The 16885-nt window shown below is 70.1% G+C and carries 21 protein-coding genes; 14 read left to right on the top strand and 7 right to left on the bottom strand.

Features of this window, described 5'->3' with window-relative positions:
- Window positions 1-32 precede the first annotated feature (32 nt).
- From HZZ10_RS00415 to HZZ10_RS00380, 8 genes are all read left to right on the top strand, one after another.
- On the top strand, window positions 33-695 hold the full coding sequence (locus HZZ10_RS00415) for an NAD(P)-dependent oxidoreductase (protein WP_179912007.1): 663 nt from the start codon (window positions 33-35) through the stop codon (window positions 693-695).
- A gap of 74 nt (window positions 696-769) precedes the next feature.
- Window positions 770-2110 carry a class I adenylate-forming enzyme family protein gene (locus HZZ10_RS00410; protein ID WP_179912006.1) on the top strand — a complete coding sequence of 447 codons (1341 nt, stop codon included), beginning with the start codon at window positions 770-772 and terminating at the stop codon, window positions 2108-2110.
- The gene (locus HZZ10_RS00405; RefSeq protein WP_179912005.1) at window positions 2110-2847 is read left to right on the top strand and encodes an SDR family NAD(P)-dependent oxidoreductase; all 738 of its coding nucleotides are present in this window, start codon (window positions 2110-2112) and stop codon (window positions 2845-2847) included. The genes HZZ10_RS00410 and HZZ10_RS00405 overlap by 1 nt, the downstream gene beginning before the upstream one ends.
- The gene (locus HZZ10_RS00400) at window positions 2841-3134 is read left to right on the top strand and encodes an acyl carrier protein (protein WP_179912004.1); all 294 of its coding nucleotides are present in this window, start codon (window positions 2841-2843) and stop codon (window positions 3132-3134) included. The genes HZZ10_RS00405 and HZZ10_RS00400 overlap by 7 nt, the downstream gene beginning before the upstream one ends.
- Window positions 3131-4108: an AvrD family protein gene (locus HZZ10_RS00395; RefSeq protein WP_179912003.1), complete on the top strand. Its 978-nt coding sequence runs from the start codon at window positions 3131-3133 to the stop codon at window positions 4106-4108. The genes HZZ10_RS00400 and HZZ10_RS00395 overlap by 4 nt, the downstream gene beginning before the upstream one ends.
- A gap of 55 nt (window positions 4109-4163) precedes the next feature.
- Window positions 4164-4880: an AAA family ATPase gene (locus HZZ10_RS00390; RefSeq protein WP_179912002.1), complete on the top strand. Its 717-nt coding sequence runs from the start codon at window positions 4164-4166 to the stop codon at window positions 4878-4880.
- A complete protein-coding gene (locus HZZ10_RS00385; protein WP_179912001.1) occupies window positions 4877-5647 on the top strand; it encodes a thioesterase II family protein in 771 nt (256 codons plus the stop codon). The genes HZZ10_RS00390 and HZZ10_RS00385 overlap by 4 nt, the downstream gene beginning before the upstream one ends.
- Window positions 5644-6411, top strand: a complete 768-nt coding sequence (locus HZZ10_RS00380) for a 4'-phosphopantetheinyl transferase family protein (protein WP_179912000.1) — start codon at window positions 5644-5646, stop codon at window positions 6409-6411. The genes HZZ10_RS00385 and HZZ10_RS00380 overlap by 4 nt, the downstream gene beginning before the upstream one ends.
- Here the strand turns inward: HZZ10_RS00380 and HZZ10_RS00375 are convergent.
- The 7 genes from HZZ10_RS00375 to HZZ10_RS00345 form a co-directional block, all read right to left on the bottom strand.
- Window positions 6398-7006: a signal peptidase I gene (locus tag HZZ10_RS00375; protein ID WP_179911999.1), complete on the bottom strand. Its 609-nt coding sequence runs from the start codon at window positions 7004-7006 to the stop codon at window positions 6398-6400. The genes HZZ10_RS00380 and HZZ10_RS00375 overlap by 14 nt on opposite strands.
- A gap of 62 nt (window positions 7007-7068) precedes the next feature.
- Window positions 7069-7722, bottom strand: a complete 654-nt coding sequence (locus HZZ10_RS00370; protein ID WP_179911998.1) for a hypothetical protein — start codon at window positions 7720-7722, stop codon at window positions 7069-7071.
- Entirely contained in the window at window positions 7719-9038 is a 1320-nt protein-coding gene (locus tag HZZ10_RS00365; protein ID WP_179911997.1) for an RCC1 domain-containing protein, read from the bottom strand. The genes HZZ10_RS00370 and HZZ10_RS00365 overlap by 4 nt, the downstream gene beginning before the upstream one ends.
- The gene (locus HZZ10_RS00360) at window positions 9031-9660 is read right to left on the bottom strand and encodes a hypothetical protein (protein ID WP_179911996.1); all 630 of its coding nucleotides are present in this window, start codon (window positions 9658-9660) and stop codon (window positions 9031-9033) included. The genes HZZ10_RS00365 and HZZ10_RS00360 overlap by 8 nt, the downstream gene beginning before the upstream one ends.
- Complete coding sequence (locus HZZ10_RS00355; RefSeq protein ID WP_179911995.1) at window positions 9657-10253, bottom strand: hypothetical protein; 597 nt, start codon at window positions 10251-10253, stop codon at window positions 9657-9659. Before HZZ10_RS00355 ends, HZZ10_RS00360 begins: the two co-directional genes overlap by 4 nt.
- A complete protein-coding gene (locus HZZ10_RS00350; protein WP_179911994.1) occupies window positions 10250-10891 on the bottom strand; it encodes a hypothetical protein in 642 nt (213 codons plus the stop codon). The genes HZZ10_RS00355 and HZZ10_RS00350 overlap by 4 nt, the downstream gene beginning before the upstream one ends.
- Before the next feature lie 74 nt (window positions 10892-10965).
- On the bottom strand, window positions 10966-11589 hold the full coding sequence (locus HZZ10_RS00345) for a hypothetical protein (RefSeq protein ID WP_179911993.1): 624 nt from the start codon (window positions 11587-11589) through the stop codon (window positions 10966-10968).
- 611 nt (window positions 11590-12200) lie between these two features.
- Here HZZ10_RS00345 and HZZ10_RS00340 point away from each other — a divergent pair.
- From HZZ10_RS00340 to HZZ10_RS00315, 6 genes are all read left to right on the top strand, one after another.
- Window positions 12201-13085, top strand: coding sequence for a PadR family transcriptional regulator (locus tag HZZ10_RS00340; RefSeq protein WP_179911992.1), 885 nt, complete (start codon window positions 12201-12203; stop codon window positions 13083-13085).
- Window positions 13086-13149: 64 nt separating this feature from the next.
- On the top strand, window positions 13150-13452 hold the full coding sequence (locus tag HZZ10_RS00335; RefSeq protein ID WP_179911991.1) for a hypothetical protein: 303 nt from the start codon (window positions 13150-13152) through the stop codon (window positions 13450-13452).
- A 38-nt stretch (window positions 13453-13490) separates the two neighbouring features.
- Entirely contained in the window at window positions 13491-14099 is a 609-nt protein-coding gene (locus tag HZZ10_RS19105) for a hypothetical protein (protein WP_218928285.1), read from the top strand.
- Window positions 14096-15133, top strand: a complete 1038-nt coding sequence (locus HZZ10_RS00325; protein ID WP_179911989.1) for a peptidoglycan-binding domain-containing protein — start codon at window positions 14096-14098, stop codon at window positions 15131-15133. Before HZZ10_RS19105 ends, HZZ10_RS00325 begins: the two co-directional genes overlap by 4 nt.
- Window positions 15124-15738 (top strand): ABC transporter ATP-binding protein, encoded by a 615-nt coding sequence (locus tag HZZ10_RS00320; protein WP_179911988.1) that lies wholly within the window; start codon window positions 15124-15126, stop codon window positions 15736-15738. Before HZZ10_RS00325 ends, HZZ10_RS00320 begins: the two co-directional genes overlap by 10 nt.
- Window positions 15735-16808 (top strand): hypothetical protein, encoded by a 1074-nt coding sequence (locus HZZ10_RS00315; RefSeq protein ID WP_179911987.1) that lies wholly within the window; start codon window positions 15735-15737, stop codon window positions 16806-16808. Before HZZ10_RS00320 ends, HZZ10_RS00315 begins: the two co-directional genes overlap by 4 nt.
- The last annotated feature ends 77 nt before the right edge of the window (window positions 16809-16885 follow it).

The following is a 16885-nucleotide window of genomic DNA, read 5'->3' as shown; positions in this document are numbered from 1 at the left end:
AACTCCGGTGCCGATCGGCCGAAGGACCCAGCATGAGCACCGTGGTCGTCTTCGGAGCCGGGGGGCGTTCGGGGCGGGCCTGCACGCTCGAGCTGCTCGACGCGGGCCATCAAGTGGTGGCAGCCGTCCGAGACACCTCGCGGCTGAGCGACCCGCTCGACCCCAGGGCCAGCGTCGTGACGGCTGACGCCTTCGACGCAGAGTCGGTCGCCGAGGCTGCCGGCGGCTGCGACGCTGCGATCAACGCCGTCCGCCTGCCTGGCTCCATCCGTGCCGACAGGCTCGTCACGCTCGACTCGAGCATCCGTCGCGGCCTCGCAGACGCACAGGTGGCTCGGTTGGTCACCGTCGGTGGCGCCGGAGCCCTGCACCTCTCGTCGGGCGAGCGGTTCTGGCAGCACCCGCTGTTCCCCGTCACGACGCTTCCCCGGGGGATCGCCCACGCCCTCCTCCGGGACCACCTCGAGTCCGGGCAGCCGGACAACCTGTCGTGGTCGTACCTGGTCCCGCCACCGCTGTTCACCCCCGACGGAGCCCGCACAGGCAGCTATCTCTCGCACCCGCCCGGAGTGGCCGAAGAGGAGCACCTCGACCGCTCGGTCTCGTACGCCGACTTCGCGATCGCCCTGTCCGACAGCGCGGTCCGCCCGGGGCCCAGCGGTGTGGCCCTCGTCTCCGGTCCGTCAGGACGCTGACACGTCGACGCCGACCCCTCGCTCCGACCACCCGCCTCCGCCCGCACACGACAGCACCTCTCAGGGAGCCCCACATGATCACCGCACTTCTCGCCCGACTCGCCACCCACGGTGATCTCGAGGCGATCGTCCATGCGGAGTCGTCCACCACGTATGCCGAGCTCGCGGACCAGGTGGACACCTACGCCGACCAGCTCAGGCTCCACGGGATCATCGCCGGACGGGTCGTGGCCCTCGAGGCGGGCCACTCCTCCGAGGCGGCGGCAGCGCTCCTGGCACTGGTCTCGCTCGGCGCAGTCTGCGTCCCCATGACAGATCTCCCCGCCGCGAAGGCAGAGGAGTTCCGCGAGGTGGGCGAGGTCGAGAGTGTCGTCTCCCTGAGCCCGACTGACGGCAAGATCGTCCACAGGTCGACAGGCGTCACCGCCGCACATCCCCTGTACGCCAGGCTCGGCAGCCTCGGGCACCCCGGTCTGGTCCTCTTCAGCTCCGGGACCACCGGACGCGCCAAGGCCTCGGTCCTCGATCTCGACAAGGTCCTGGCCCGCTACCTCGACGTACGGCGCGGGTACCGGACGTTGTCGTTCCTCAACCTCGACCACATCGGGGGCATCAACACCCTGCTGCACACCCTCAGCCAGGGCGGCACGCTCGTCACGATCCCTCAGCGCACACCCGACCAGGTGTTCGCCACGATCGCGGAGCACCGGGTCGAGGTCCTCCCGACCACCCCGACCTTCCTCACCATGACGCTCATCGACGGTGCGCACCGCCGGCACGACACCTCGTCGCTGACACTCATCACCTACGGGACCGAGCCCATGCCGCCGCAGACGCTCGGCCGGATGGCGACCGACCTGCCCGACGTCCGCCTCAAGCAGACCTACGGTCTGTCCGAGCTCGGCATCATGGCGACGAGCTCTCGGGCGAACGACTCGCTCTGGGTCCGTCTCGGAGGCGCAGGCTTCGAGCACAAGGTCGTCGACGGCGTCTTGTGGATCAGGTCGGAGATGGCGATGCTCGGATACCTCAACGCCGAGGCCCCCTTCGACGACGACGGCTTCTTCAACACCCAGGACGCTGTCGAGGTCGACGGCGAGTACCTGCACATCCTCGGACGCACGTCTGAGCTGATCAACGTCGGCGGGGAGAAGGTCTACCCCAACGAGGTGGAGTCCGTCCTCCTCGAGATCGACAACATCGCCGACGTCACGGTCTCTGCGCTCGCGAACCCCGTGACGGGCCACGTGGTCCAGGCCGCGGTCTCGCTCGTCGAGCCCGAAGACCGCCGCGGGCTGCGTGCTCGGGTCGACGCGCACTGCCGGACCCGCCTCGACGCCTACAAGGTGCCCGCGAAGATCGTCGTCGTGGACAGCCCGCACCACTCCGACCGCTTCAAGAAGAGGCGAGCCTGATGACTCCCGCTGAGCCACCCGTCGCAGTCGTCACCGGTGGTAGCCGAGGACTCGGCCAGCACATCGTCGAGAGCTTCCTCGCCCGGGGGTACAGGGTGTCCACCTCGAGCAGGACGCAGACAGACTTCACGTCCCAGATGCTCCAGGACCACCCCGACAGGTTCCACTGGACCGAGGTCGACCTCGAGCAGGGCGACGCGGCCAAGAGCCTCGTCCGGTCGGTCGTCGCGCGCTTCGGGCGGATCGACGTCCTCGTCAACAACGCCGGCTACCTGCACCAAGAACTTCTCCTCACCACGCCCCGCCGCCAGGTGGACTCCCTGGTAGCGGTCAACCTCGTCGCCCCGATCCTCGTGGCACAGGCGTGCGCACGTGCCATGACCGCCTCGGGCGGCGGGCGCATCCTCAACGTCTCGTCCATCAACGCCGTCCGCGGTCACCGGGGCGTGTCGGTCTACTCCGCCGCCAAGGCAGGGCTCGACGGGTTCACCCGGAGCCTGGCGCGCGAGCTCGGACCGATGAACATCCTCGTCAACTCGGTCGTCCCGGGGTACTTCGACAGCGACATGACCTCCGGCGTCACCCCGGAGAACCGCACCCGGATCGAACGCCGCACACCGCTCCAGCGACTCGGGACCGTCGAGGAGGTCGTCGCTGTCGTCGACTTCCTCACCTCGCCCGCCGCCTCGTTCATCACCGGACAAACACTCGTCATCGACGGAGGACTGACATGCTGACCAACACCCCGACCGGACGCATCATCGAAGAGGAGATCCGCGTCCTCCTGGCTGACACCCTGGACGACGACCCCATCGGTCCCGACGACAGGTTCGGCGACCTCGGCCTCAACTCGTTGATGCTGGCACGCCTCGTCATCGCCCTGGAGGACGAGACAGGGCTCGACCCGTTCTCGGGCGACACGTCGATCGTCGACGTCCACACCGTCGGTGATCTCGTGGGGGCCTACGAGCGAGCGCTGGCATCGCGGGACGAGCAACCCGAGCCGACCGAGGACGCCTCATGAACGGCTCCGTCCTGACCTTCACCACCATCGAGGACTATCTCGGTCCTGCTGAGACCAGGTTCTTCGGGGCCGGCTACAGGCGGGCGCGGTACGACTACTCACCGTTGACCTTCGACGGCTCTTCTGTCACCGGGGTCCTCGGCGTCGAGTACCCGACCGACTGGTCCCGCAAGAAGGTGGGGAGCGACCTGCGGCCCCACCTGTCGACGGTCGACACGATGCTCGTCGGAGCTCAGCTGGCCGACGCGCTGCTCTGCCTGGCCCGGGGCCTCGACGACGACGCTCGGGCCCGGTCCCGCATCACCGGGCTCGTGCTCCAGGCCGGCACCCGCCCCGAGGAGGACCTCGATGCGATCCCGTTGTCGGCGTCGATCAAGCGTTCGGTGGCCGGCCCTGGGGACGGCGAGACGACGACGACCGTCATCGCCTCGGTCGGTGCCATGCGCGTGAGGTGCCAGGTGGTCCACCCGGACCGTCCGCAGACCGACGTGCGCCGGACCACCCTCCCCCTCGAGGACGTCCTGGGCGCAGGTCACTCCCGACTCTGGGGCGACGGGTACCGCCGCCGCCAGCAGAACATCACCGGCGTCACCGCCGACGTCGGCGCGCTCACCGCCCTGGCGGTCCTCGACGTCACAGGACGTGACGGCAGCACGCCGCACGGCATCGAGGCCGAGGAGAGCCCTTTCCCAGGGCTCGTCGACGTCTTCGTGAGCTCGCTCCAGCTCGCACAGGTGCTGCTCTACGAGATGGACGGGGTCTCCAGGGCCGAGTCAGCCACCTTGTGGATGCAGCAGACCACCCTCACCCGTGACGAGAGCCCGCCCGAGAGGTCCGAGCCTGCTCCGATCGGTGTGCACATGACGAGCGCCGAGCTCTTGACGGTGCACGGGGCCACGTGGCGCAACATCCAGTTCACGGCCCGCTCAGCAGGCATCACGCAGCGCAGCACCTTCGCCCACAGGCTCCCGTAGCCCACCCCGCGCTGGGTGCTCGACCCGGCCTCCACCATTCTGAGAAGGAACGACCATGAAGATCTCTGTCTCCGGGACGTACTCGTCGGGCAAGACCTCGACCGTCCTCGCCCTGTCCTACTACACGGGTATCCCCCGCACCCTCGCCAAGACCATCCGCGAGATCATGCCCGAGGCGGTCCCGGGCAAGAAGCTCTCGGAAGTCACCCCGGCCGAGTACCTCCAGCTGGCGATGCGCCGGCACACCGGCCGCGCCGTGGCCGAGGCAGTCCTGGGCGACACCTTCATCTCGGACGGTTCGTCGCTCCAGGAGTGGATCTACGGTGCGGCTCGGGTGCGGTACGGGATGAACCCGAGCGCGACCGCTCAGATGCTCGACGAGATCGACCCCGCCGACCTCACCGACGAGATGCGGTTCTTCGACCAGGTGATCTCTCAGTACGGTCACGCGTTCCGCCAGCACGTGAGGTCCACCTTCGACGCTGTCGTGCACCTCGAGAACGAGCACGCGATGACCGAGGACGGGCACCGGCCGATGAACGAGAAGTTCCGTGAGTACTGCGACCAGATGCTCGCGCAGACGATCGGCGACCTCAAGATCCCGCTCTGGACCATCCGGGGCACGATGGAGGAGCGCCTGGAGGAGATCGTCTCGACCTTCGCGTTCCCCGTGGTCGTGCCGATGGACGAGGCCCTCGCCCGCATGCGGGCGGACTATGCCGCGATCGACCTCCGGCTCGAGCACGACCGCGCCGGCGTCGCAGTCCCATGAGGACCCGGACCACACTCGTCTGCCTGTCCTACGCCGGGGGGACGGCGTCCCGTGTCTACGAGCGGTGGGCTGCGGCGATGCCTGAGGTCGAGGTGGTCCCCGTCGACTACCCCGGACGCGGCACGCGCTCCGGCGAGACTCCGGCGACATCCCGGCAGGAGCTCGTCGCCGACCTCGCCGAGAGAGTCGGGCGGCACGTCTCGGGCCGCCCGTGGGCGGTCTTCGGGCACAGCATGGGAGCGCGGGTCGCCCTGCGGGTCTCGCGCGTCCTCTCTGCCGAGGACCCGTCAGCCGGGCCCCGGGTGCTCTTCGCCTCAGGGAGCCGAGGGCCAGGGGCGAGGCCCCCTCGCGGGCTCGACGCCGAGGTCACCGACGACGAGCTCTTCGAGCAGGTCGTGGGCTGGGGCGGCATCCCGCCCGAGCTCGTCGACAGGCCGAGCCTGCGGCCGTTGGTCGTGCAGAACCTGCGAGCCGACCTGCGGCTCGCCGTCGACGTCCCGGGCCAGGGCGCTGACGACGTCCCGCTCACCGGAGACCTGCACGTGCTCTCGGGAGCCCAGGACCCTCTCGTGCCTGCGGGGCACCTGGCAGGGTGGCACCAGACGACATCGGGGCGCACTGTGGTCCACACCTTCCCGGGGGACCACTTCTTCATCGGCGAGCACGCCCAGGTCCCGATCCCGCTCGTCCGCGAGTCCCTGCGGTCCCTGTCCGGTGGGCCCGCGCCGAGGCCTCTCGTCCCCCTCGGAGGGGGCGCGCGGACGTGACAGGCCCTCCGCAGAGCCGTGACGCAGACCCTGAGGACGGTCTGACGGCTGGCCATGGCCGCGGAGGCGACGGCGTCCCGGGGATCCGCCGTGTCGCACCGCTGGGCTCCTCGGCCGTCGACACGACGCTCCCGGGGACACCAGCAGACCTTCTCGGCCCCGAGAGGGACGGGACCGAGCGGATGGTGCCCTCCCGGCTCGCCGAGTTCGCGGCAGCGCGTCGCTGCGGGCACCTGGCGCTCGAGGGCCTCGGGGTGCGCCCCGTCGGCATCCCGCGGGGTGTCCGCGGGCGCCCCTTCTGGCCGGACGGGGTGATCGGCTCCCTCACCCACTGCGGCGGGTACGCGGCGGCAGTCGTCGCAGACGCGCGGGATCTCGCAGGCCTGGGGATCGACGCTGAGCCCCACGCACCGTTGCCGCCCAAGGTCCTCGAGCACGTCAGCGGACCAGAGGAGATCGAAGCACTCGCGGCGCTGTCGGCCTCGTCCCCGGGGATCGCCTGGGACCGAATCCAGTTCTGCGCGAAGGAGGCGGCCTTCAAGACGCTGTCCGCGTCAGACCAGCGCTGCTCCAGGCTCGTGGACCTGCAGGTACGGATCGAGCTCACCGGGACCGTCACGGTCGTCCCGCGTCTGTCCGGGCCAGGACGCTCTCCAGGGGCCGGCAGAGGAGACCGCCGCCACGGATGGTGGGCCGTCGAGCTCGGCCGCATCGTGGTCTGCGTAGCCCTCGAGCACGACCAGCGCACCCTCACGAACCTGTAGCGCCTCCCGGACGGCGCGTGGCAGGGTCATCACGGTCCGGGTCCTCACGGGCAGGGTCCTGATGGTCCGGGTCCACGCCACCTCGACCGTCGCCCTGCACTCGGCCCGCCATGCGTGCCGGGTCGAGCACGAAGACCGCGAGCACGACGAGGGCGACGGCCCCTGCGACCGCCAGCCCACCACGGGTCTGCAAGAACAGTGCGACGTGCCCGAGGCCCGGCACGTGCCAGACCTGCCGTCCCGCCGACGAGACGACGTACGGCTCGGGGTCGTCGACGGTGTTCGCGTCGCCGCGGAGCACCAGCGCGGTCGAGCCGCCGGGACCCGCGGTGGTCGAGACGACCCGGTGAGTGACGAGCCCGAGGTCGCGCGGGCGCTCCACCGTGACGATGTCACCGACCTCGAGCTCTGCAGCGGGGGTGCTCCTCGAGAAGACCACGGACCCGACCGGGAGCGCCGGCTCCATCGACCCGGAGACCACCACCAGGGGCCGGACGCCGAAGATCATCGACCCGACGAAGACGACGAGGCTCGCGACCCCCAGGACCGCGGAGCCCGTGAGCACTGACGACCGGACCGCGCCGAAGACCCGCACAGCAGTCCACCGACGAGGCCGCGTGGGCCGACGGTGCCTGGCCGGCAGCCCTGCGCCGCCCGTCACGGGGTCACCGACGTCGCGTCGATCCTGAGCGAGAGCGCTGCCTGACCACCGTTGAGCGCCTCGACCCCGGGCTCGTCGAGGTAGTCGATCGTCAGGGTGATCTGCCGCTCGGAACCGGCGGGTCCGGCTGTGTAGGGCTCCCCTGCGGCGAGAGATCCAGATCCCCGTGCCACCAGGCGCCCGACCGAGCCTCGCGCCTGCTCCCACGGGACGTCGGAGAACAGCACGACCCCGTCCTGGTCCTGTGCGCTCAGCCGGAGATGGGGTGTGATGTTGGGGATGCCCTCGGCGACAGCCCCGTCGCCACCTCGTGCGACGACCTCGAGCACAGTGTCGGCGTCGAGGGTAGGCGTGTTGTTGAAGACCTGCACGACCGTGCTCACCGACCGACCGGGGACGAGGGTCCCCGCGCCCTCGACCAGCCACTCGACCCCCGCCTCGGCGTCCGCCGGCTCAGCCGTCCCGTCGGCAGCGACCACACCGATCGCGAAGGTGTGCGGGAACCCGATCCCGGCTCCGGCGAGGCCGAGAGTCGCCTCGTCCGAGTACGACGCGCTCGAGACGACCGTCCCGGCGACGAGGAGCACCCCGGTGGCCGCACCCAGGCGACGACGTCCCGTGCGGGGCCGGAGCCTCTCTCGCCCCGTCATCGGGCGACCGCCGTGAGATCGGTGGTGACCAGCCGACCTCCGCTGCTCCCGTTGGCGATGCCGATGCCCGAACCGACAGGGCTGCCGATCGCCCCTGCCACGTTGAAGCCTCGGCCCCAGAAGAACCCGGCGGTGTCCTGCCAGATGAAGAAGCTTGCGCCTGCCGCGAACTGCACGACCCCGCTGCTGATCACCTGGACCTCCAGGGGGAGGTATCCGTTGTCGAGCGGCGCCCCATAACCCCAGAGCCGGCCCTCCGAGTCCAGCATCGCGACACCTGTCTGGCCGAACTGCATCGAGGTGATCCCTGAGAGCCCAGGCACGATGCCCGGGTCGCGCGCCGCGAGGTCGTTCACCACCGGACGCCCGCCGACGAAGGCGGAGCCGAGTCCCCAGCTCAGGAACTGTCCGTCGGAGAGCAGCGCTCCGCCCATGTTGATCCCTCCGTCGACCGCGGTGATGTAGGGCTCACCCGCCCCGACCCGAGACTTCGTCCACGGGTCGAGCGCGACGATCCGCCGGGGGGTCACGTCGGCACTGCCGAGCCCGGCAGGAAGGCTGTTGGCGAGCCACCCTCCCCAGTACCAGACGTCCCCGTTCTCGAGCATCAGGTAGAAGTTCGTGTTCGCCCCCTTGAGGTAGACCGGACGGTTGCCTGGGACGGACGGGTCTGGCAGCCCGACGACCTGGCTCGCACCGGCACCGAGGTTCCCGCCAGAGCCTGTCGTCTCTCCCCAGTGCCACACGGTGCCGTCGTCGCGGATGCCGGCAGCGGCGCTCTCGGTCGAGGAGATCGTGACGATCCTGTCCAGCACAGGCCCGGTCCCGTTCGACGGAGTGTCGATCCGCACCCGCTCCGGGGTGTCGTTCGGCTTGAGCGCGTCGGTCCCGTCACGGCCAGGGAGGAAGCCCCACCCCCAGACCATCCCCTGGTTGTCGAGGGCGTTGGCGTTCTGGAAGGTTCCGGTCACCTGACGGATCGAACCTGCCGGCAGAGGGACCCGTTGCGCTCCGCGAGAGACTCCCGGGCTGGCCGCACCGCCGTTGATCCCGAGGTTCGTCCGGCCCCAGACATAGACGTCGCCTGACCCTCCGAGGCCCAGACCCGTGTCGAACATGCGTGAGTGGGCAGACAGGCCGACGTGGGACGGCGGGACCGTCGTGGCCGCCAGAGATGCCGTCTGCACGTGCACCTGGTCCCTGTAGGCGGCACTCGTGGTCGTGGACCAGACCAGGAGGAGGACGAGGAGGAGCGCCGAGGAGGCGAGGCCCCCAGCCCCCCAGCGCAGCCTGTGCTGCCGTCTCGTCTCAAGCATTCGGGCTTCTCCTTCGACGACGTGCAAGAACGGATCCGAGCAGGACGAGCACGAGGGCAGCACCAGCCGCTGACACCTGTGCACCCGTGCTCGCGAGGCCCAGCAGCGGACCGGGCTCCTGAGGGCGGACCGCAGCGGACCGCTCGACTCCGCGGGGACCGCTGTCGGCAGCACGGTCGGTCGGGACCTGGAAACGGAGGACGAGCTCTCCGCCCGCCCCCTGGTACTCGTCACCTGCGGCGCGCGGCAAGGTCAGCACGCCGGTGAGGTGATAGGTGGACCCGGGAGCGAGGTCGGGGAGGTCGAGAGTGGTGCCTGGCAGTGCCGCGGCACTCGTCGTCGGGAGGACCGACGCACCCTGGTCGTCTACCAGCTCGAGCTCCACGGGAGCCGCACCGCCGGTCAGGCGTCCCGACAGGTCCAGGACCGTGATCTCGAGAGGGACCGCGGTCTCTGTCACGCTCGTGACCGACAGGTCGAAGGACTGAGACTCCCCTGGCGCCGGCGCCTCGAGGGAGACCGTGGTCGTCCCCGGGTCGATGAGGTCGGCCGCCGATGCCGGGGCGGCAGCGACCGAGAGCAGGACGAGCCCGAGGGCGGCGCTGCGCAGGGCGGTGCTCATCGGCTCTGCCCGTCCACGAGCAGACCGATCTGGGTGGACTTCCCTGCCACATCCAGTCCAGAGCCTTCGGCGATCAGCACGGACACGGTGACGAGGCGCTCCTCACCAGGCGCGACGCCCTCGAAGGCCAGGCGTTCCTCGACCACCTGCGCAGGGGTCGCGTCGGCGAGGACCGGGGTAGGTGCCCCGTCGAGGTAGACCGTGAAGCGGAGCGCGTCGAAGAGGTCGGCGGCGACGGGATCTGGGTCGTAGACGGCGAGGATGAGGTCCCCCGAGACCCCCGGGGCCCTGTTCACCAGCACCACCTCGAAGTCCACAGGTGAGCTCTCGGACAGCTTGGAACCGTTCTCCAGCGTGAGAGCCACGGCCTCCTGAGGCGACGCCCCGTCGTGCAGCAGGCTGTCGGACCCACGGACAGCGATGTCGAACCTGGCGGGGTTGCCCAGACCTGAACCGGCCGCACCGGTCCCGAGGGTGAGCACCGCCCTGTCGGTGTAGGCCGCGGTGGTGATCGCGACGCCGACCAGGACAGGGACGAGTGCAGCACCAGCCAGGGCCAGACGCGTCCGACCGGAGCGAGGTGGCTGGTTCATGCGTTGACCGCGACGAAGGCGAACTGCACGTCGGTCGCCGCGAGCTGCCACTCGTTCCCGAGCGTGGCCGGCATCTCGATCGTCACGTCCAGGACGGTGCTCCCGCCCGCAGGCAGCGCAGTGCCCCAGGTGTAGGTGCTGAGGTCGCGTGCAGGAATCCGGTCGAGCAGGACGGTCTCACCGTGACGGACCGTGAACACGAGCTCGTCGAACAGCTCCGTCCGGTTCCCGGTCACCGGGTCGACGCCGTCGGACCGTGGATCGGGGTCGACGATCGTCAGCCTGAGCGAGGCGGCGACCCGAGGGCTGGCGTTGAGCGCCGCGACACGGACCGCGATCGCTCCCCCCGGAGCCAGGAGGGCCCCTCCACCATGACCGTCGAAGAGCGTGATCGTGAGCGCCTCGACGTTCCCCTGCTGCCAGTCGGTCGGCACGGGGGACCACTCCGGGGTCGCGCTCCCGGCGACGAGGATGTCGAAGGTGCTGCGAGAGCCGTCCATCGTGACGAGGGTGTCGGCGACGTCGGCGAGCGTGGCCGCCGAGAGCAGTACCCCCGCAGCCACGAGGACGCCACCGGCAGCCATGATCCGGACCCGCCCGCTGCGTGCAGGGGCGCAGGTCCCGTCCGTGCTGTGCATCGGGCTGGTCTCTCCTCTCCGTCGGGCGGACTGATGGCCGGGCAGCACCTGCCCTGGTGCTGCCCGGCCCGAGATCACTGCTGCGTCGAGGCTGCGTCGAGGTGCGCCTGCACGTAGAAGACCTGCCCCTGCAGCGTGTTGTTCGCGGCGTCTGAGCCCTGGTCAGGGAGGGTGACCGACAGGTCGAGGACAGAGCCTTCTCCGGCCAGCAGCTGACCCAGGGCGATGCCGGCCACGGCGGCCTGGGGCACATCCGTGACGAGCGCTGTGCCGTCGACGCTCAGCGTGTAGCGCAAGGCCTCGGCGATCCCCGTGTCGGAGGTCGAGCCAGGGCGGTCCTGGAGGGTGAAGGTCAGGTCAGCGCCCAGCACCGGACTCTCGTTGCGGAACGGGATCGAGACGGAGAGGGTGTCTCCGGGAGCGATCAGGTCGCTGCCTGGCAGGGTGATGTCCACGCCCTCCGTCGTGGCGGCCTCCTGCCACGATCCGGGGACCGGGGTGCCCTCGTCGTCAGTCCCCACCACCTGGATGTTGAAGCGGTTGTTCCCACCGATGCCGGAGTCGTCCGAGCCGCTGGTGAGGTTGAGGTTGGCGAAGTCGGTGAACGCGGCTGCCGTCACGAGCGCGGCGACGCCGACAAGAGATCCTGCGGCGAGGTACATGCGCTTGCGGCCGTGCGAGGTGTTCTGCGTGCTCATGGTGTCTGTCGTCCCTGCTCCACCGAGGTGGGGTTGTCGGCCGTGGCCGTCCTCCGCTGCCGCACCGGATGGTCTGCGGCTGCGCTTCTCTCGTGAGGTCGCGTGACCATGGGGCTCCTACCGAACTCCCCTGACGTCTCGGGCGAGCTGCTCATACAGGCTCGACCGCGGCGCAGGGATGGCGTCACGACCCCAGGAAGTCACCGACGACCTCCCACTCTGCTGACCCACGAGGGTTTGACGTGGAGCGCCGACCGGGGTGGGTGTCACAACTAGGTGGTTGGTTCGTGACAGCGAGTGCAAGAGCGGATGCCATGGGTACGAACGACGGCACCTCTTCGGCCGACCGCACCGTGACCTGCGCCCGTCCCACCCCGACCGGTGGCCGATCGGCGCGTCGGTGCGTCGGCGCGTCCGTGCTCACGCGATCTCCACATCAGCACTATTGTCAAAGATATATCGTCGATATATCTTTGACTCATCGGTCGAGCTGGCGATCCACCCCGGCTCCCCCTCCCGGTCCTCCTGCAGTCATCGCGACGCAGAGACCGCACCGAGCGCGGCACCGCGCTCCCCCACCTTCATCACGGCTGAACCCGAGGAGACCCTCCATGCGTCCCGACATCACTCGCACCTGGCGCGGACAGCGCCCCACGACCGACGACCGCGCCCCGCGGGGCCGCGACCGGACAGACCACCCCGACGGTCACGAGAGGCCCGACGAGGCCCACCACGACCACCACGGCCGCCCGAGCGGTCGCACCCGCCCTGACGGTCAGGGCACCCCCTTCCCGGGCCACCGCGGCGGGTTCGCCCGTGCCGGCGGCAGAGACCGGGGCGACACCCCGGGCGGGTCCGGCCCCGGCTTCGGCGGACCGCGCGGCGGCAGGGCCGACGACGACCACGACGGCCGTGGCGGCCGAGGCGGCTTCGGCGGTCGAGGCGGCCACGGCGGACCGCGCGGGCCGCGCCGCGGCCCCGGCTCCCGAGCCGGCCGAGGCGACATCCGCGGCGCCGTCCTCATGCTGCTCAGCGAGCAGCCGATGCACGGCTACCAGCTCATCCAGGAGATCACCGAGCGCTCCGGCGGCCGCTGGTCACCCAGCCCCGGCGCGATCTACCCCGCCCTCAACCTGCTCGAAGACGAAGGGCTCATCACCATCACCGCCGACTCGGGCCGCAAGCTCGCGAGCCTGACACCCGAGGGGACGGCGTACGTCGAAGAGCACCGCGAGCACCTCGTCGCCCCGTGGGATCGCGCCACAGGTCAGACCGCCCACCCCGCCCGCGCCCTCCGCGAGGCGATGGAGGCACTCGGCAGTGCCGCCCACCAGATCGCCCGTACCGGGACCGAGGACCAGGCCACCCAGGCCGTCCGCGCCCTCGATCGCGCCCGCCGCGAGCTCTACCTCCTGCTCGCCGGCGAGACCGTGCACGAGGAGCCGCGCGTCGAACCGAGGGTAACCCCTGAGGCAGACGCACACCTCGAGAAGTAACACACACGTTCCCGAAAGCGACAGATGTGTTACTTTGTGTCAACCAGACGATAAGGGGATCAACATGAAGATGTCGCTCAAGACTCGTGCCTGCGGGATTCTCGCCGCGGTCGCGCTCACCACAGGGGCGTTCTCCGGGGTGGGTTCGGTTGTCACCGCCGCTCCGGCAGAAGCAGCAGCTTCCTGCACTGTCACTAATCTCGGCTGGTGGTCGGTGAAGAACTCCACCTGCTCTTCAGCGCGCCATTTCAACGACATGACGAACAAGACGCGCACCTACGCGGGCTGGGTCGGAAAGGGCAAGACCTCTTCTCAGCTCTCATGCTGGTCCACTGCCGTCGGCTACGGATTCGGGTTCCAGATCTGATGCTCAGTCCATCTGGGTCACGACGCGACTGCCTCTTGGTGGCCGCGTCGTCCTGCGTGCTGGCGCTGGCTCTGTGCGCCTGTTCGCCCCAGAAGACTCCGGTCACCACATCCTTCGAAGGGGCACCGTCCTTCACGGGTCCGTGGGCCGCCGAGTTCACGGATGCGCTGGCCCGGTCGACCGACGACTTCGTCCGCTCTGTGCTCGCCGACGAGGTCGTGACCGATCAGGAGCTGTCGGAGACCCGTGACAGGTTCTCTGGGTGCTTGTCGAGCTTCGGAGTCACCGACATCTCGTTCGAGGCGGACGGAGGGTTCTCCATGCGATCCCCTGACAGCATGTCGTCCGACGCTGTGTCAGAGCGCGTCGACGCCTGCTCCGAAGAGTCCGGCGAGAACACTGTCAGTGCTCTGCACTCATGGGTGCGGAGGAATCCCGAGAACCTCGACGAAGCGACGATCCTGGCTGCGTGCCTGGTGCGAGAGGGCGTGGTCGACCCGTCGTTCTCGGCCGAGGACTACACGAACGCAGACGGAGACCTTCCCCTCCTCGAGAGCGTCTCAGCCGGCCTCGGGCAGGCGGCATTCATGCTGTGCAACAACGACCCTCTCGGGTTGTTCGCACCTGGTTCGACACCGGGCGCATGACCAGTGACCGACGAGTGAAGACGGGGCTGGCCGCGCTCGGCGGGATAGTGGTCGCCGCTCTGGGCGCGGGCGCGGGTGTCGCCTTCTCGGCATCCGCTACGCCTGCCTCGCTGGCGAGCGCCGCACCTGTCGGGTCTGTGCCGGTGACCGAGCGCCAGCTCACCGACCCCCGGACAGTCGAGATCGCGCTCACCGTCGGCGGCGACACGTCGGTGTCTTCTCCGGCCTCCGGACTAGTCACCACCTGGTCCTGCGCCGCAGGCTCGGAGCTGGTGTCCGGTCAGGGCTCTCTCTCCGTCGACGGGGTGCAGACGCTGAACCTGGCGACCACCGTCCCGCTGTGGCGCGACCTCGAGCTGGGCACCACAGGCCCAGACGTCACCGCTCTCCAGACGGAGCTGGCCCGGCTCGGTCAGTCAGTGCCTGTCGACGGGACCGTCGGGAGCGCGACCCTCGACGCCACCGTCGACCTCTTCGCGATCGCCGGTGACCCCGCCCCGGACCGCGACGTGATCCGCGCGGCCCGAGTGCTGTGGTTGCCCGGAGAGACCGTCACCGTGTCCACGTGCGACAGCAGCACAGGCGGCGTCGTCTCGGCTGGCGACCCTGTGGCCACACTGACCGGCGGGCTCACAGGGGCCGTCGTGGCTCGGCTCCCCGTCGGAGCCGTCCCCGGTGCACGGAACCTGGAGATCGACGACCTGACAGTGCCGGTCGGAGACGAGGGCCGGGTGACCTCGCCCGAGGCGCTAGCCACCATCTCTGGGTCGGACTCGTTCTTGCAGGCCGTGCGTGGGGCAGAGAGCTCCATCCAGGGTCGACTGGCCCTCGCCGAGCCGGTTACCGTCTCGTCAGTCCCACCGGGCTCCCTCTACGACCTCGACGGCCAGGCCGCGTGTGTCCTCGGGGACGGGATCCCTACAGCCGTCCAGGTGGTCGGATCCGAGCTCGGGCAGACCTTCGTGACCTTCGAGACCCCCACGTCGCCGAGCCTGGTCGCGCTCAGCCCGGAGACCGGCCCAGCATGCAGGTGACCCTCGACGCTGTCGGTCACCGCTTCGCCGAGGGTCCGTGGCTGTTCCGTGGCCTGAGTCAGACCCTGCTCCCGGCACGCGTGTACGCGTTGACCGGACCGTCCGGTTCCGGCAAGAGCACGCTGCTCAGCCTGCTCGCCGGCTGGGCCCAGCCGACCCAGGGACGCATCCGCCACGACGGTGTCGATCGCGTGGGCTGGGTCTTCCAGAACCCTCATGGCGTCCCAGGACGCACGGCTCGTGACCACGTCGCACTGCCGCTGCTGGCACGAGGGTCTGCGCCAGCCTCGGCCGACCTCGACGCGGCAAGCCTGCTCGACCGCTTCGGGCTGGGAGGCGTGGCCGACCAGCCGTTCCGGTCGTTGTCCGGGGGTGAGGCGCAACGCCTCATGCTCGCGCGGGGCGTCGCTGCAGGTCCCAGCCTGTTCCTGGTGGACGAGCCGACAGCCCAGCTCGACCTGGCGACAGGCAAGGAGGTGAACGTGGCGCTGGGGCAGATCGCCACCGAGGGGACGATCGTGGTCGTCGCCACGCACGACTCGCGGACCCGGGACGCGTGCACCGACCACATCGACCTGCACGACTACCAGGACGGTCGCCCATGACCCTGGCGGCGATCTGGCGGGAGGTGTGGCGCGACGTCGTCAGCGGGACGAGCCGGACCCTCACGTTCGCGCTGATCCTCGCAGCCGTGGTGCTCGGGCTCGGCGCGACGGACATCGTGACGGTGCGGGCACTCACCGCTGCCGCCGAGAGGTTCCAGGCCGCGGGAGCCTCGATCATCACGCTCGACGCACCTGGCCGGATCGATCCCGCGGCGTGCTCCGCCCTCGCCTCGGTCTCCGGGGTCCGAGCCGCAGGGGCCATCCGTGCCGGGGCCGAGTCGCTCACCCCGCTGGCACTCCCGTCATCCACGATCCCGGTCATCGAGGTCACGCCCAGTCTGCCCGAGGTGCTGAGGACGCAGATCGGCAGCGCTGGCGTGATCCTCTCGGAGCAAGCAGCACAGACCTTGACGGTGCGCCCCGGGAGCGAGCTCCAGACCTCCGAGACGACCGCGACGGTGGCGGGGGTCTACGGCTACCCCGAGGACGGACGCCGTCCGGGCCTCGGCTTCGCCGCTCTCGTCCCGACCACCGACGGTGAAGCCTTCGACGAGTGCTGGGTCGACATCTGGCCGACGTCTCCACAGACCCCTGCCCTGCTCCAGACCACGCTGCTGCCGGACGACGAGACCGGCGCTGGTCAGAGCCCGACGCTGACTCAGCTCAACAGCACGCTCGGCACGGCATTCGACGGCAGGTCACGCTTCGACGCCCGGGTCACGCGGCTCGCGCCCTGGGGCGTGCTCGGGATCGGGGTGGGGCTCGGGCACCTCTCGGTCCGGCTGCGTCGCGTTCCTCTGGCGTCGGCACTGCATGCCGGCACGACGCGGCAAGACCTCGGGGCGGTCGTCATGCTCGAGACGCTCTCGTGGGCGCTGCCAGCGACCCTGCTCGCTGCTGTGGCGATCGTGGTGGCGACCACGCTCGGCGGAGACCTCGACGCGAGGCACACCGTGGTCCTCGGTTCGCGCACCGCGGTCGCCGGGATGGCCGGGCCTCTCCTCGGATCGGTCCTCGGCTTCGTCCTGACGAGAGAGCGGCACCTCTTCCGCTACTTCAAGGACCGCTGACGACGCCGTCGCAGGACCGTGCGGACCACCCGACCACACTCAGCCGTGCCGTCGATGGCCGGCGCACCCTGGAGACA

The sequence above is a fragment of the Sanguibacter inulinus genome, assembly GCF_013415325.1.
Lineage (GTDB): Bacteria > Actinomycetota > Actinomycetes > Actinomycetales > Cellulomonadaceae > Sanguibacter > Sanguibacter inulinus.
The sequence above is the reverse complement of the archived record's forward strand: the minus strand, read 5'-3'. Positions and strand labels throughout refer to the sequence as shown.

Excerpts from the sequence above, each read along its gene's own strand:
- HZZ10_RS00345 (WP_179911993.1), bottom strand. The coding sequence starts at position 11,589 with ATGAGCACGCAGAACACCTCGCACGGCCGCAAGCGCATGTACCTCGCC.
- HZZ10_RS00390 (WP_179912002.1), top strand. The coding sequence starts at position 4,164 with ATGAAGATCTCTGTCTCCGGGACGTACTCGTCGGGCAAGACCTCGACC.
- HZZ10_RS00360 (WP_179911996.1), bottom strand. The coding sequence starts at position 9,660 with ATGAGCACCGCCCTGCGCAGCGCCGCCCTCGGGCTCGTCCTGCTCTCG.
- HZZ10_RS00335 (WP_179911991.1), top strand. The coding sequence starts at position 13,150 with ATGAAGATGTCGCTCAAGACTCGTGCCTGCGGGATTCTCGCCGCGGTC.
- HZZ10_RS00395 (WP_179912003.1), top strand. The coding sequence starts at position 3,131 with ATGAACGGCTCCGTCCTGACCTTCACCACCATCGAGGACTATCTCGGT.
- HZZ10_RS00350 (WP_179911994.1), bottom strand. The coding sequence starts at position 10,891 with ATGCACAGCACGGACGGGACCTGCGCCCCTGCACGCAGCGGGCGGGTC.
- HZZ10_RS00320 (WP_179911988.1), top strand. The coding sequence starts at position 15,124 with ATGCAGGTGACCCTCGACGCTGTCGGTCACCGCTTCGCCGAGGGTCCG.
- HZZ10_RS00325 (WP_179911989.1), top strand. The coding sequence starts at position 14,096 with ATGACCAGTGACCGACGAGTGAAGACGGGGCTGGCCGCGCTCGGCGGG.
- HZZ10_RS00355 (WP_179911995.1), bottom strand. The coding sequence starts at position 10,253 with ATGAACCAGCCACCTCGCTCCGGTCGGACGCGTCTGGCCCTGGCTGGT.
- HZZ10_RS00340 (WP_179911992.1), top strand. The coding sequence starts at position 12,201 with ATGCGTCCCGACATCACTCGCACCTGGCGCGGACAGCGCCCCACGACC.
- HZZ10_RS00370 (WP_179911998.1), bottom strand. The coding sequence starts at position 7,722 with ATGACGGGGCGAGAGAGGCTCCGGCCCCGCACGGGACGTCGTCGCCTG.
- HZZ10_RS00365 (WP_179911997.1), bottom strand. The coding sequence starts at position 9,038 with ATGCTTGAGACGAGACGGCAGCACAGGCTGCGCTGGGGGGCTGGGGGC.
- HZZ10_RS00415 (WP_179912007.1), top strand. The coding sequence starts at position 33 with ATGAGCACCGTGGTCGTCTTCGGAGCCGGGGGGCGTTCGGGGCGGGCC.
- HZZ10_RS00410 (WP_179912006.1), top strand. The coding sequence starts at position 770 with ATGATCACCGCACTTCTCGCCCGACTCGCCACCCACGGTGATCTCGAG.
- HZZ10_RS00385 (WP_179912001.1), top strand. The coding sequence starts at position 4,877 with ATGAGGACCCGGACCACACTCGTCTGCCTGTCCTACGCCGGGGGGACG.
- HZZ10_RS00405 (WP_179912005.1), top strand. The coding sequence starts at position 2,110 with ATGACTCCCGCTGAGCCACCCGTCGCAGTCGTCACCGGTGGTAGCCGA.
- HZZ10_RS00400 (WP_179912004.1), top strand. The coding sequence starts at position 2,841 with ATGCTGACCAACACCCCGACCGGACGCATCATCGAAGAGGAGATCCGC.
- HZZ10_RS00315 (WP_179911987.1), top strand. The coding sequence starts at position 15,735 with ATGACCCTGGCGGCGATCTGGCGGGAGGTGTGGCGCGACGTCGTCAGC.